Origin of the sequence: Neptuniibacter sp., assembly GCF_024231755.1 — a bacterium.
GTDB lineage: Bacteria > Pseudomonadota > Gammaproteobacteria > Pseudomonadales > Balneatricaceae > Neptuniibacter.
In genome coordinates this window covers 12,825-26,415 of the sequence record NZ_JAAEQH010000233.1, presented here as the reverse complement: position 1 = coordinate 26,415, position 13,591 = coordinate 12,825, and the positions used below count along the sequence as shown (strand labels likewise).

The 13,591-nt window shown below is 44.9% G+C and carries 14 protein-coding genes; 4 read left to right on the top strand and 10 right to left on the bottom strand.

Annotation, left to right across the window (positions count from 1 at the left end; genetic code table 11):
* Positions 1 to 23 precede the first annotated feature (23 nt).
* From dxs to GY843_RS12115, 3 genes are read right to left on the bottom strand one after another with little or no spacing between them, the layout of a single operon-like run.
* Positions 24 to 1,802 (bottom strand): 1-deoxy-D-xylulose-5-phosphate synthase, encoded by a 1,779-nt coding sequence (gene dxs, locus GY843_RS12125; RefSeq protein ID WP_297309961.1) that lies wholly within the window; start codon positions 1,800 to 1,802, stop codon positions 24 to 26.
* A gap of 17 nt (positions 1,803 to 1,819) precedes the next feature.
* Positions 1,820 to 2,701, bottom strand: coding sequence for a (2E,6E)-farnesyl diphosphate synthase (gene ispA, locus GY843_RS12120; protein WP_297309960.1), 882 nt, complete (start codon positions 2,699 to 2,701; stop codon positions 1,820 to 1,822).
* A gap of 2 nt (positions 2,702 to 2,703) precedes the next feature.
* Positions 2,704 to 2,946, bottom strand: coding sequence for an exodeoxyribonuclease VII small subunit (locus tag GY843_RS12115; RefSeq protein ID WP_297309958.1), 243 nt, complete (start codon positions 2,944 to 2,946; stop codon positions 2,704 to 2,706).
* Between the two features lie 180 nt (positions 2,947 to 3,126).
* Here GY843_RS12115 and pomA point away from each other — a divergent pair, with 180 nt between their 5' ends.
* Both pomA and GY843_RS12105 read left to right on the top strand, forming a co-directional pair.
* On the top strand, positions 3,127 to 3,885 hold the full coding sequence (pomA, locus tag GY843_RS12110; protein ID WP_297309956.1) for a flagellar motor protein PomA: 759 nt from the start codon (positions 3,127 to 3,129) through the stop codon (positions 3,883 to 3,885).
* 20 nt (positions 3,886 to 3,905) lie between these two features.
* Positions 3,906 to 4,847 (top strand): flagellar motor protein MotB, encoded by a 942-nt coding sequence (locus tag GY843_RS12105; protein ID WP_297309954.1) that lies wholly within the window; start codon positions 3,906 to 3,908, stop codon positions 4,845 to 4,847.
* A gap of 62 nt (positions 4,848 to 4,909) precedes the next feature.
* Here the strand turns inward: GY843_RS12105 and GY843_RS12100 are convergent, their stop codons facing one another.
* The 5 genes from GY843_RS12100 to GY843_RS12080 form a co-directional block, all read right to left on the bottom strand.
* Positions 4,910 to 5,215: a c-type cytochrome gene (locus GY843_RS12100; RefSeq protein ID WP_297309952.1), complete on the bottom strand. Its 306-nt coding sequence runs from the start codon at positions 5,213 to 5,215 to the stop codon at positions 4,910 to 4,912.
* A 208-nt stretch (positions 5,216 to 5,423) separates the two neighbouring features.
* The gene (locus GY843_RS12095; RefSeq protein ID WP_297309950.1) at positions 5,424 to 5,627 is read right to left on the bottom strand and encodes a hypothetical protein; all 204 of its coding nucleotides are present in this window, start codon (positions 5,625 to 5,627) and stop codon (positions 5,424 to 5,426) included.
* A gap of 64 nt (positions 5,628 to 5,691) precedes the next feature.
* Positions 5,692 to 6,522: a polyphosphate kinase gene (locus GY843_RS12090; RefSeq protein ID WP_297309948.1), complete on the bottom strand. Its 831-nt coding sequence runs from the start codon at positions 6,520 to 6,522 to the stop codon at positions 5,692 to 5,694.
* 78 nt (positions 6,523 to 6,600) lie between these two features.
* Entirely contained in the window at positions 6,601 to 6,876 is a 276-nt protein-coding gene (locus GY843_RS12085; protein WP_297309946.1) for a hypothetical protein, read from the bottom strand.
* A 171-nt stretch (positions 6,877 to 7,047) separates the two neighbouring features.
* On the bottom strand, positions 7,048 to 8,712 hold the full coding sequence (locus tag GY843_RS12080) for a PAS domain-containing sensor histidine kinase (RefSeq protein ID WP_297309944.1): 1,665 nt from the start codon (positions 8,710 to 8,712) through the stop codon (positions 7,048 to 7,050).
* 236 nt (positions 8,713 to 8,948) lie between these two features.
* On the opposite strand from GY843_RS12080, the gene GY843_RS12075 reads away from it, so the two are divergent.
* A complete protein-coding gene (locus tag GY843_RS12075; RefSeq protein ID WP_297309942.1) occupies positions 8,949 to 10,676 on the top strand; it encodes a methyl-accepting chemotaxis protein in 1,728 nt (575 codons plus the stop codon).
* A gap of 49 nt (positions 10,677 to 10,725) precedes the next feature.
* Complete coding sequence (locus tag GY843_RS12070; RefSeq protein WP_297309940.1) at positions 10,726 to 11,208, top strand: hypothetical protein; 483 nt, start codon at positions 10,726 to 10,728, stop codon at positions 11,206 to 11,208.
* A gap of 165 nt (positions 11,209 to 11,373) precedes the next feature.
* Here GY843_RS12070 and GY843_RS12065 read toward each other — a convergent pair whose 3' ends face one another.
* Entirely contained in the window at positions 11,374 to 11,868 is a 495-nt protein-coding gene (locus tag GY843_RS12065; protein WP_297309938.1) for a hypothetical protein, read from the bottom strand.
* An 11-nt stretch (positions 11,869 to 11,879) separates the two neighbouring features.
* The gene (locus tag GY843_RS12060) at positions 11,880 to 13,061 is read right to left on the bottom strand and encodes an ATP/GTP-binding protein (RefSeq protein ID WP_297309936.1); all 1,182 of its coding nucleotides are present in this window, start codon (positions 13,059 to 13,061) and stop codon (positions 11,880 to 11,882) included.
* Positions 13,062 to 13,591: the final 530 nt, after the last annotated feature.

Genomic DNA, 13,591 nt, shown 5'->3' with positions numbered 1-13,591 from the left:
TCGTTTAGAAGTGTTCTGGGTTTCTACTTAGAGGCTTGTAACTTCTCTGTGATGGCCTTTTGAATCCCTGAGCTGTCCAATCCACACATCTCCAGCTGTTCTTGTCTGGATGCATGATTAACCCAATGATCTGGGATGCCTAGTGTCAGTAGTGGAGTGCTGATATTCATAAAGTGTAAATACTCACTTACGGCTGATCCTGCGCCACCGATGATGTTATGGTCCTCGATGCTGACAAGCAAATCGTGCTCACCCGCAAGTTTTTGTAGCATTTCTGTATCCAGAGGTTTAACAAATCGCATATCGATCAAGGAGTAATTATGCTGTTCAGCAACCTCGTGAGCGGTATCTAGCAGTGGCCCAAAGTTCAGAAGGGCGACTTTTTCACCTTTCCTTTTAGGATTGCTTTTACCTGTTTCAAGTAACTGCATAGGCTCAGATACATGGTTTGCTACGCTACCGCGTGGATAGCGAACAGCAGCAAGGCCATTAAACTGGTAACCGGTGTAGAGCATATTTCTCAGCTCTTCAGCACTTGATGGCGTCATAATAAGGGTGTCGGGCAAGTTGCGCAGCATAGCGATATCAAAACACCCCGCGTGCGTTGAGCCATCTTCACCAACCAGCCCGGCACGGTCTATCGCCAGGAGCATGTCCAGTCCTTGAATCGATACATCATGAACTAGCTGATCATAGGCTCTCTGCAGGAATGTAGAATAGATCGCGACAACAGGTTTTATTCTTTGGCAGGCCATACCTGCCGCCAGGGTCAGAGCATGTTGCTCAGCGATAGCAACGTCAAAGTAACGCTCTGGAAAGCGTTGGGAAAATTCGACCAGATCGGAGCCTTCGCGCATGGCTGGGGTAATGGCTGTCAACCTTTTATCCTGGTCAGCCATTTCACAGACCCAGCGACCAAAGATATTGGAGTAGCTGATTTTTTTCTCTTTTGGCTGGTGGATAGGTTCTATCTTGGTGATGGCGTGATATCCCACTGGATCATCTTCAGCCGGTTGGAACCCTTTACCTTTCTTTGTCCCAAGGTGAAGAAACTGGGGACCGGATTTGTTGAGTACGGTTTCAAGTGTGGGTAATAGCTGGTCGAAATCATGACCATCTACAGGTCCGGTGTACTCAAAATCCAGTGCTTCAAATAGCGCCGCAGTGGTCTCCCCGTCAGTTTTTCCTTTCAGGTTTTTAGCGAAATAGGTAGCAAGCCCCCCCTCATTATGTGAGATCGACATATCATTGTCGTTCAGGATAACAAGTAGGTTGGTGTCTGTATGAGCCGCATGATTGAGGGCTTCAAATGCCATGCCAGCGGTCATGGCACCGTCACCTATGACCGCTACAGTTTTGGTTTTTTTACCCTGTAGCTTATCTGCGATAGCCATCCCCAATGCAGCACTAATCGATGTGCTTGAATGGCCCACGCCAAAATCATCAAACTTGCTTTCACTTCGTTTCGGAAAAGGGGAAGGGCCATCAATTTGGCGGATTTTCGGCATCTGCTCGCGGCGGCCCGTGATGATCTTATGCGGGTAACACTGGTGGCCTACATCCCATACCAGATGATCTTCAGGCGTATTTAACAGGTAATGCAGAGCGATAGTCAGTTCTATAACCCCTAACCCCGCGCCGAAATGCCCACCACTTTGTCCTACGCTGTAGAGTAAGTATTCTCTGAGCTGATAAGCCAGATCCGTCAGCTGGTTTTTATCCAGGGCGCGAAGATCGGTTGGATCAGATATCTGGTCCAGCAGCGGTGTATCTGGGCGCTGCGTAGGAATGGTATGGAACATATTCTAATGGTCGTGTGTTAGTGGTCGCGCTGAACGATAAAGTCAGCCAGTGCCTTCAGCTCTTCAGCTTTATCGCCAAACGGTTCAAGTGCCTGAAGCGCTTGTTCGTGAAGTTGTTTTAGCTTCAGCTTAGCACCTTCGAGGCCGAGTAGAGCAGGGTATGTGGGTTTATTTTGTTCAAGATCAGAACCCTGCGGTTTGCCGATCGTAGCGGAGTCGCCTTCAATGTCCAGAATGTCATCCTGAACCTGAAAGGCTAAACCGATAGCGCTGACATACTGTTCTAACTGTTTCAGCTGCTGTTCTGATGCTGAGGTATTAAGTGCAGCTCCCATTAGCACTGAGCAGCGTAACAACGCACCGGTTTTGTGTTGGTGCATTGTTTCCAATTCTTCCAAGGTAAGGGGCTTACCTACATTTCTCAAATCAAAGGATTGGCCAACCACCATGCCGTGGTGACCTGAAGCGTGGCCTAAAAGCTGGATCAGATTGATGCGGGTTTCTGCAGGTAACTCCTGATTGTTTGATAGCAACTCGAATGCCAGACATTGTAAGGCATCGCCAGCAAGAATTGCTGTCGCCTCATCAAAGGCTATATGACAGGTAGGTTTACCTCGGCGCAGATCGTCATCGTCCATAGCTGGCAGATCATCATGAACTAATGAATAACTGTGGACACATTCAATGGCCGCTGCAGCACTGTCTGCCTGTTCCAGCTCACCGCCAAGCATATTGTTGACCATGTAAACCAGGGCCGGGCGTACGCGTTTTCCACCGTTAAACAGTGAATAAAGCATCGACTCCTGCAGGATAGGATCAATACTGCATCGGTTAATACATTTCTCTAGATGAACATCTACCCGTTCCTGATAAAACTTGAGCTGTGTGCGGATATCCAAGGTTAGATATCCTCTTCAGGCGTAAAGGGTTGTGTTGTGAGTTCGCCACCGGATTCCAGCAGTACCTGAACTTTCTGTTCTGCCTGGGCCAGGATGGTTTGGCATTCACGGGTTAAACCTACACCCTCTTCAAAAGCTTTGAGTGATTCTTCCAGTGAAAGATCCCCTTGCTCCATTTTAGTAACAAGAGATTCCAGTTCTTTCAGAGATTGTTCAAAATCGGGTGCTTTTTTCTTGCGCGGCATGGGAGAAATCTACATTGAAAGGGCTAAACTTACCTAAGCCTCGGTTCAGAATCAATTATCTCGCATTATTCTTGATTAAACGATTGTAGGATGGATGACTGTGTAGACATTTTTGCTATCATAGGCAGTTCGCAAATAAGGCTTGAACAGGGTTTTCGGCTTTCATTTAAGGAGTACTGAGTGGATATAGCAACGCTCGTCGGCTTATTGGGTAGTTTTGGTATCGTAGTAGCCGCGATGGTTATGGGTGGAGACGTGGGTGTCTTCATTAACCCTCCATCACTATTGATCGTAATAGGTGGCTCCCTATTTGTTGTTTTGATGTCGTATACGCTTGGACAGTTTTTGGCTGCAGGTAAGATTGCGGCTAAAGCATTCATGTTCAAGTCCCTGAACCCTGAAGATATCATCGCAGAAACCGTTGACCTGGCTGATGCTGCACGTAAAGGTGGCCTGCTTTCTCTGGAAGATAAAACGGTAAGTAGTGATTTCATGCAGCGTGGCATTCAACTGTTGGTTGATGGTCACGACCCTGATGTAGTTAAAACCCTCCTGAAAAAAGAAGCCAAGCTTACCCGCGACCGCCACGAATTCGGTGCCACCATCTTTGCTACTATCGGTGATGTTGGCCCAGCGATGGGGATGATCGGTACTCTGGTAGGTCTGGTACAGATGCTGTCCAACATGAGTGACCCGAAGTCGATCGGTCCTGCGATGGCGGTAGCCCTTTTGACAACATTGTATGGAGCGATGTTGGCCAACATGATCTGTATTCCTATTGCGGCGAAATTAGATGTTCGCAAAGATGAGGAAGCGATGAACAGTGACCTAATTATTGATGGTCTGTTGGCGATTCAGGCAGGTCAGAACCCTCGTGTAATCGAGCAGATGCTACGTAACTATCTGCCTGAGAAAAAACGCGCAGCGGCTGAAGGTTAATTCGGATAAGGTACTGAAAAATGAGTGACGACTCCGAAGAACACGAATGCCCCCCCTGCCCCGCGGGCTTGCCAGCTTGGCTGGCGACCTTCGGGGACTTGATGTCGCTGTTGATGTGTTTCTTCGTACTTCTGCTCTCGTTCTCCGAGATGGACGTACTGAAGTTCAAACAGCTTGCAGGTTCTATGCGTGAGGCATTTGGTGTTCAGAACCAAATCAAAGTAGAAGATATCCCTAAAGGTACCTCGATTATTGCGCAGGAGTTTAGCCCTGGGCGCCCGGAGCCTACACCCCTGAACGAAGTTCGTCAGATGACTGTAAACAACGATATGAATACGTTGGATATCCGGTCAAAAGAGGGTGACAGTGACTCACCAGATAAAGAGGCAGGTGAAGCTCAGGAGTTGCAGAAACAGCAGGAGCAACAAGCTAAAGAGGAAGCTGTAGAATTTGCTGCGGCGCTGGCTGAAGAGATTGGTCAGGGTAGTGTTGAAGTTGAGACAGATGGTAAGAAAATTATCATCCGAATTAAGGAGAAAGGCTCCTTTGATTCCGGTTCTGCAGAACTGAAATTTGAGTCTATTCCTGTGTTGGCAAAAATTCGTGACGTACTTCTTGGCGTGCAAGGTAATGTGGCTATCGAAGGCCACAGTGACAACATTCCTTATGCTGGGCGTGAGTTTGAGTCCAACTGGGATCTTTCTGTTGCCAGGGCGTTAGCTGTTGCGCATGAACTGTATGGCGATCCACGAATTGATCAGACCCGTTTCCGTGTGATTGGTTATGCTGATACTAAGCCGCTGGTGCCAAATACAACGCGTGAAAACAGGATTAAAAACCGTCGTGTAGAGATTATTGTGACCAAAGGTAAAGATAAGGAATCTTTGGATAAGATTAAGGCTACCCGTGACGGTGATCCGGATGCGCAGTTGATCGATCTGCGACCAACCGACATTTTCTAAGGTTAAACCTTATAAATAAAAAAACCGCCTAATGGCGGTTTTTTTATGTGGCAGCTCTAAGATTACTTAGAGTTGTCCAGCATGTACTGAATGCCAGCCTGTAGTTCGGTATCAGTACAGTCCATGCATAGACCGTATGGAGGCATAGCGCCTTTACCTTTTTTAGCTGTAGCCATCAGTGCTTCCATGCCCTGAGCCGCACGTGGGCCCCAAGCTGCTGCGTCGCCCATTTTAGGAGCGTTCGCTGCACCAGATGCGTGGCATACGCCACACTTAGTGTTGTAAACAGTTGCACCATCGCGCTCAGCCATAGCTGCAGCAGGTACCATCAGGGCAGCAGCTGCAGCTGCAATCAGTACTTTTTTCATTGTAATTTTCCTGTAAGTGCTCATAAGTTGTCGGTTGGCTCTACTTCTGACTTCCCCACGGAGCAGCCAAATTGCCTAATTAGCGTATATTAGTACACCAACCTGTGTGAATTGTATCTGAACAAAAAGCAGAGAAAAATCGAATAATGCTAAAGATTGAGGAAGATCAGTATCGTTTTAGGAAGGAAGTAGCAATTAGACGGTTAAATTAACCGCCTAAACGCATCGCAAAGCTTGCTTGGTTATGCTGAATACGGATTGTTTGTTCGTTTAAACGCTGGTCAGCATTAAATTCTGCAATAGCCTGGTCTACTAAGTTCTTTGGAGCAATTGCCAGATTGCGTACATCTATTTCAGAGTAACCGCGTTTCAGCAACTGCTTCAGCTGAGTTTTAAGATGGTGATCATTCATTTTGTTAGCCTCATTTAATTATTCAGCTAATCATGCACCCTCTTTGTTACATTAATATTTCGGGCTATTTATTTTTAATACTGATACCTAAAGCCTCATATGCCGCTTGTGTCACCTCTGGGTTTAGTGGTGGTGGAGTGGTATCAATGCCTTCAGCCAAACGTTCGACGACAGTTTTAAGTACTTCGATACGCGCAAACCATTTGTGATTGCCCGCCACAATATTCCAAGGGGCTGAGTTGGTGGAGGTATAACGAAACATGTCCTCAATCGACTCTTCATAATCCGGCCAGCGCTCCCGGTTCCGAATATCCTCGGTTGTCAGCTTCCAGCGCTTAACTGGATTATTTAATCGTTCCTCAAAACGCTTGAGCTGCTCCTCCGGTGATATGTGCATAAAAACCTTAATAATCCGGGCACCATCATCGATCAGACTACGTTCAAACTCATTGATCTCCTGATAAGCCCTTTGCCACTCTTTCTCAGAAGCAAAACCTTCTATCCTCTCTACCAGAACTCTGCCGTACCAGGAGCGGTCAAAGATGGCGATTGCTCCCGCTTCCGGTAGTCGAGCCTGAAAACGATGCAGGTAGTGTTTGCTCTGCTCTTCTGGTGTTGGCGCGCTGATCGGGTGGACGATAACCCCTCGAGGATCCAGTTTCTCTGTAATGCGCCTTATCGCGCCACCTTTGCCGCTGGCATCCCAGCCTTCAAGAACGATTATGGCGCGTTTCTTTTGGTGGAAATAAGCCTGCTGAACTTGCAGCATCTTCTTCTGCCACTTTTTCAGTTTTTTAAGGTAGTCATCTTTATCGGAAAGCTCGCTACTTTCAAAATCAACGGCTTTAAGTGTTGGTGGCGGGAACTGCAGGATAATCGGGCTAGGTTGATACATGGCAAACTCCTTAGCGAACTTACTATGAGCATAAGCAGCTAATAGAAAAGGAGCAATGTGGATAGACCAATAGATGAGTTACGTTATCGAACTGTTATCTGCCGCCATAGAAACCAGAGAGCTGTATAGCTGTATGAGATTCCCTAGTACTACATGGTTATCAGGAAGGTTGATGGCACAGGCATTCAGGTTCTGGATCGCCTTCTGGAACTGCAACAGGAAGTCTAGATCCCCTTCTGTTGGTGGCTCATTGTTTTCCAGACGTTCTTTTAAGGCGTAAGCGTAAGGTAATAGCCGTTTTTCTATATCTAGCAAACAGATATCAAAGGTGTGTTTAGTATTTGAAATAGGCATGTAGTCACCTATTTGTTGATGACGTGTTTATAAGGGTAGTTGATATTTTCTAAAGACGAGGTCAGCTGCAGTTGAACTGCTTTAGCCGAAACGCCTGTGACTAAGGAAAACCTTAAAGACTCGCTAATAGCTATTCAGGCTTAGTTTCACATTTGGTGGATTATTGCGCTGTTACAAATCTTCATCATGAATGTTGAATCTGGCGCACAATCCGGGTGAGGTATTTTCAAGTGTAATTGAACCACCCATCACCACAGTAATCAGGTTATACACTCTATACAAGCCCAGGCCTGAGCTGCCTTGACCAAATTGGGTAGAAAAAAAAGGGTCAAAAGCATGCTTCAGAGCTTCTTCATCCATACCGCAGCCATTGTCTTGAAATTTGATTTCAATGTTATTGTTTCTGCGTGTTGCCTGAACTTCTACCTCGCCGCTACTAGCAATGCCGTGAGTGATGCTGTTTTCCAGTAGACTGAACATAATCTGTTCAAAAGCTTCTTTATAACTGGTGATAGACAGGTCTGCGGGGATCAGATTGTTAATTCGAATGTTCTTTTTCTGGCATTCATGGGCAGAGAGGGTGTAAACATCGTTCATGACTTCATGGGGGGAAAACGGGACCGATTCAGTATGGTTCTGATCATTGGCCATCTCTTTGAAACGATTAATAAGGCTGGTGCATCGCTTGAGATTGGAATCAATAATGGAAAGCGCGTTCTGGTTTTCAGTGATGAAGTTGTCCAGTTGCTTGCGGCTTAACTGCCCTTCATCAAAACTTTCTATCAGATCATCTAACATGGCTTGAGCAACACTCTGGCCCATTAATATATTACCCAGAGGTGTGTTTAACTCGTGTCCAACACCGGCTGCCAATCGTCCTAGTCCGGCTAGTTTCTGAGCTTCCACCAACTGTTGCATGGTTCTCTGTAATTCCAGGTGGGAAGCTTGAAGTTGCTTATAGTGTTTACGTTCCGTCTGCTCAGCTTTTACGCGAGAAGATACGTCCTGTAGCGTTTCTATTGCACCTACTGTATGGCCATTAATGTCTTTTAAGGGGGAGGCATTAAAATGAAGCCATAAACCGTTGCTGCCCATCTGAGGGAAAAAGGCTTCCGCCTCGCAGGCCCCCGGAATCAGATTGGAAAAGGAAAATTTGTTGCCATAATGGTGGCGAACCAATTCTGTTGGGGAAGCGGCGACGACTAAGTCTGCCATAGTGGGGCGCTCCTCCCGATAAAACCCCTTCCAGCTCTCTTTCTTACCGATAATATCCTTCGCCTCAATGCCAGTTAAATTCGCGCAGGCGGGGTTCCAGTGGGTAACAACGTGATCAGAATCGATCACAAAAGTTGGAATAGGGCTGCCCAGTAAGATCTGTAATAGTTTCTGTTGGCTCTCTTTTACCGCATTCTGTGCTGATCTTAGTTCGGTGATATTGCGTCCAATTCCTCGGTAACCGGCAAACTCCCCTTGATCATCATAAAAGGGGGTGCCGCTGATGGAGTAACGCTGCAAACTGTTGTCATCACCTGGTACTTCGTATTCAAAATCACGGAAGGATTGATGGTTCATACAGCAGTCAATATGGGCCTGAAGCTGCTTCTCAGAGAGATCACAAATAGGCATATCCCAGCGCCGCTTGCCGAGAAAAAGCTTCTGATCTCGTTGTAGCTTTTCGGTAGATAGACCGAAAAAACGAGTAAACCTAAGTTCAGAGTTCTGCTCCCAGAACCAGTCGGATGAGAGATCAGCGAAATCGGAAAGTATCTTGTTGTCCTTTTCTAACTCCTTAATCCGTTGTTCCAACTGCTGAATTTTTGTTTTTGGGTCGGACATCAACTCTTTTGCGCCAGTAAACAGTAAGTTATTTCAGAATAGTAAATGCTGGGGGGAATACAAAAGTTGTGTGTGGGAGAGGGGCAATTGATGGTTATAACCATAGTGCCTGAGTAATCCCGTTGAAAGAGTTAAGCAGTCTTGGGGCGATTAAACTTCTTTCTCATTTATCTCTGGTCATAAATACTGTTACTCTGCAGAAAGACTTAGTTAAACAGTTGTTTTAAGGAAGGGTTATGGGGATATATGAGCAGCATGTTTTACCGGAAGGTATAGCTTATGAAGTTTTGCAATATTGTGATGTGCCCTATGCGATAGTGTCTTCCACTTTGGCGATTGAATACTGCGCTTCGCCACTAAGGTGTGATTTGGTGGATGAAGAGGAATTTCTCAACCAGCTTAATCAGGTTTTGACGGATAACTGTATCGGGAGTGAAGAGCCGATAACGTTTAGAGCTAATGAAAGCCTCTTAATGAGAGTTCATGAGCTCAATAACGGAAGCTATCTCGTTATCCGTCAGCAAGAAGATGATGCTTCTGAAGAGCTCTCGATGATCAATCATGGATTGGCGGAGTTAGCTGACTGTAATCTCAATGCTCAAACCAAGCCTAATCAGCAGAAGGATTTTCAATCAGAAGCGTTTTTACAAACGACGATTGCTAACCTTAATGAAGTCGTAAAACAGATCTATAAAAGCTGTTCACGTATTAACGGAACATCATTGCACTTGAATGCTCAGAGTAAAGAACTAGCTGAGCGCTCTTCACAGCAGTCAGAAGCCACAGAGCTTACGAGTTCCAGCATGGAGGAGCTTAACGCGACGATTGCTAGTAACGCCCAGAAAACAGCCCATGCGGAGAAAGTTTCGGTTGATGCTGTGGGCTTGGCAAAGGATGGAAATCGTTCAATTGAAGATATGTCGCGCTCGATTGCCAATATAAATGATAGTGCTGAAGAGATGCACAAAATTATTGAGACGGTGGACCTGATCGCCTTCCAGACCAACATTCTTTCGATCAATGCAGCGGTAGAAGCGGCTCATGCGGGGGAGCACGGTCGAGGGTTTTCTATTGTGGCTCAGGAAGTCAGAGCCTTAGCTCGGCGTTCAGCCAATGCATCGTCAGAAATTAAGGATCTCATTACGTCAACCATTGAGGCCTGTGCCGAGGCCAAGGCGGTGGCTGAAGAATCGAGCAAAGCCGTCACCCAGATGAGCCAGAAGATTCTTGAAATATGCGATGATCTTTCCTCCATCAGTACCGCTTCACAGGAACAAGCCACAGGTATTGGCCAAGTGACAAGGTCTGTTGTGGAAATTGCTTCTTTAGCAGATCTTAATAATAGTGAATCAAATCTGCTATCTAATCACACAGCGCAGCTTCAGCATGAAGTGGAACAGATGCAGGATGTGATTGGGATTTTCAAAATTAATGAAAATAGCTTTTCCCACCCTCTGCATAGAGAGATATGTGACCTCGTTAAGCAAGCGGGTAGTGATATTAAGGCGCGTATTGAAGATTCTATTCTTAGGAATGACATCACTCGCGAAGCCTTATTCGACCGTAACTATATTGAAATCCCTGATACCAACCCTGTCCGTTTTAATACAAAATTTGACCAGTTTACGGATGATTATATTGGCCCTGTTCAAGAGCTGTGGCTTAAGAAACATCCTAGTTTGATTTACCTTATTCTGAGCGATGAAAACGGGTATGTGCCCACACATAATTTGGCCTTCTCACAACCTCTAACCGGGAACTACACATTAGACGTTGCAAGAAATCGCACTAAGCGAATTTTCACAGATAGAGTAGGTCAAACAGTGGGTAAGCATACAGAGCCATTCCTGATTCAGACATACAGAAGAGATACTGGTGAGCTGATGTTTGATCTCTCTATTCCTTTGTTTGTTCAGGGCGAGCATTGGGGTGCGATTAGGGCTGGGTATAGGTTGCAGGTTTGAGGTAGGGTTGGTTAGATAGTTTTGAGATGGTGATATAGGGAGATACGCCTTGATACAAGAATTAAAGCATCTTACTTGGCGACAAGGGTTGATCTCCTTGTTTGTCTTTTTAGGGTCTTTGGCTCCCGGAGCCCTAGTTCTTTTCGTTTTTGATCGTGAACTCTTCATGGCGCTGGACACGTTTAAGCTGGTGCTTCTTTCACTAGCAATTACACTTCCAATTTCATTAATTAATATCTTCTGTGCCTCTGTTTTCTCTGAGGCGCTGGACAAAGAGTGGCATAGCGAAGCGAAGTCTGACGATGAACAAAAAGAGAAGTTGCTGACAGCTGAGACGGCGGTTTCATTTTGGATTACCTCTGCAGTCTACTACACCGCATTAGGGGTTTCGGTGTTTAAGTCTCAAGGTATTCAATCGTTTGCGACAAATGTGTTCATAGCGGAGTGTATTGTTGTATTAGCTGCTGTATTTACTGCTGGGAAACTGAAATGGAAAGCCAGAAAGGAAGATAAAACTGCGGTGGTGGATTAGCTTTGCAATCACAAGGTCAAGTCTTTCATTTTTTCTTAGCAGCCGAAGGCGTTCTCTCCACTCGTAGCGAAGCGTGCTGCTGTTAGGCCGATGGCGGGGGTCGAACCTTGAGAAATCTTCATTAAATTAATTGGTTACGTTTATTAATGAGATTATGGTGCCTAATTAAGAGAAAACCTGCAGCAAGGATTGAATGGTTGCGTGTTGTGAATCGGTAAGAACTTCTTTGCCGAATAACTGTTGGTAGCTCTCTCTACAAGTAGGTTGACCATTAAGTTGTGGGTGTAGTTTGCTTTTACACTCCTTATTTGTTGAAGGTGCTTTTTGCCCCAGAACTTCGAGGAGCATGCCTTCAAGGCATACAGGGGAGGAGATAAAAATTGTTACGCCAAGTTCTTCGGCCAAATCTAATTCTTCCTGTGAAATTGGAATATCTTCATCAATCAGAACAAACTTTTTGTCGTAACTTGCGTGTTGGTATTTAGCTGCAGTTATGATGACATCTTTGGGTGAGCCTCCATCTGCCGCAGCCACTTTAACTTTATTGCCTGTTCTTGAATTTACTGTGTTATGTATATGTTGCAGGAAGGCTTTATCAATCGGCCCTTCTCCAACTATGAGTAATGCTGTTTTATTCTTATGATGTTTTCTTTTTGCCATTAACTAGCACCTTATATGTTAGGAACGGCATCAAGGGCGCCAGCATTGTATTTTGCATACAGGTTATCGTCAGGTCTCAGTCCTTCTATTTCGTCAGCTCTCCAGGCTTCACTCTCCAAATTAATTTTCTCTACCAAATAAATTTGATGTTTCTTTAAAAGGTTGAGAGCTTCAGGTGTATGGCAAGTAAAGATTATTTGAGCATTATGCGGATTCGTATGCTCAAATTTAAAGAGATCTAAAAGAAATGGAAGCATATGAGGGTGTAGATCATTGTCTATTTCATCAACAACGGCTATACCTCCGTCCTCCAAGACAGGCAAAAGGGTCCTTAATAAAACAAAGGCTGATTTTGTTCCGCTAGACTCGTTGAGCATAGGAAGAGCAAAACCTAGTTTCCCTGTTGTGTGATGCACAAACGGGTAGAAGACAGTTTCCTCTTCCCCGGAATCGTTCATTTGCTGAATCTCTTTTAACTCAATATCATCGATTCCAAGATCCATATCTTTGAGAATTCGAGTAGCGTACTCAAATGTGGAGGGGTACTCATTGTAGAAACTGCCGCAATCAATTAAGTCCGCATCATGGTAATCATTCCTTCCATAATGACGCACATTTGAACCTAGCGAGTTCAAAAATTGAAATAAGAAATCAACACTTTCTGCTTTGTAAACCAATGCCGCAGAAATAATGGAACAGTTGGCTTTAAGGTTATCTGCTAATTTATTTGTAAAAGAGAAATTTTTGTATTTATAAGTGTAGGTGTCGCCAGTTCTTTCTCTTTTGAAAATATAACTAAATGCACGGCTTGTTTTCTCAAATAGTGCTTCGGAGATGACATGTTCTTCTGTTAACTCAAGGGAATACTTATACTCTTTACCATTGAGTAAAAATTCATATTCTATAGAGCTGGGCTCTTCGGCATGCAGCATATGAGGACTGAATGGTATCGTTTCATCAGCTTTTAGTCTGTCAAAAGATGAACTCATAAACCAATGTAAAAATACCAAGGGTCTCAATAATTGAGTCTTGCCAGAACCGTTTGGTCCAATCACAGCTAGAGCTTTATTTAATCTATGTTCTCCGATTTCTGTATCAAAATATGTGAGAGCGGGCTTCTTATTCACTGAGAAGTCAATTTCCGTTTTCTCATAAAATGAGTAGAAGTTCCGGAAAGTTAGTTTTTTTATCATTATCTACTCAGGTTTTTACGTTATTTTTGTTAAATCTAGCCTAAAACGTGTTTTTTTTCAATTTCTCTTTAGTCGCTTATCCATCGCCCGTAAACTTTTCTAATCATCCCCCCAGTCTCTATGCTCAATCTGTTGGGCTGCTCAAATGGACGTTGATGCGGTTAACAATAGATTTAGATTGTTCTAGAAAAGCTGACCTGTTTTCTTGGTTTAAATAATCGTACTCAGGTAAAGAATCGAACAGATCATTCAGAACGTATTCAGAGATGCAGCCCAAGTGGTGTTCGTCATTGAGGAAATAGTTAAGGTTGCATGCTGAGCAAATACGGGGTCAAGTCTCCCATTTCCCACTAGTGTGGTTGGAGAGATTGTTCTGGTTGCTAGCAGCCGAAGGCGTTCTCACCACTAGTAGCGAAGTGTGCTGCCGTTAGGCCGATGGCGGGCGTATTCGGCTTATGGCCTCACCCTTCGGGCCGTTGCAACTCTGTTGCAACGTTGTCTCACCAGCAAAGCTGGCTCGGCTCGAACCC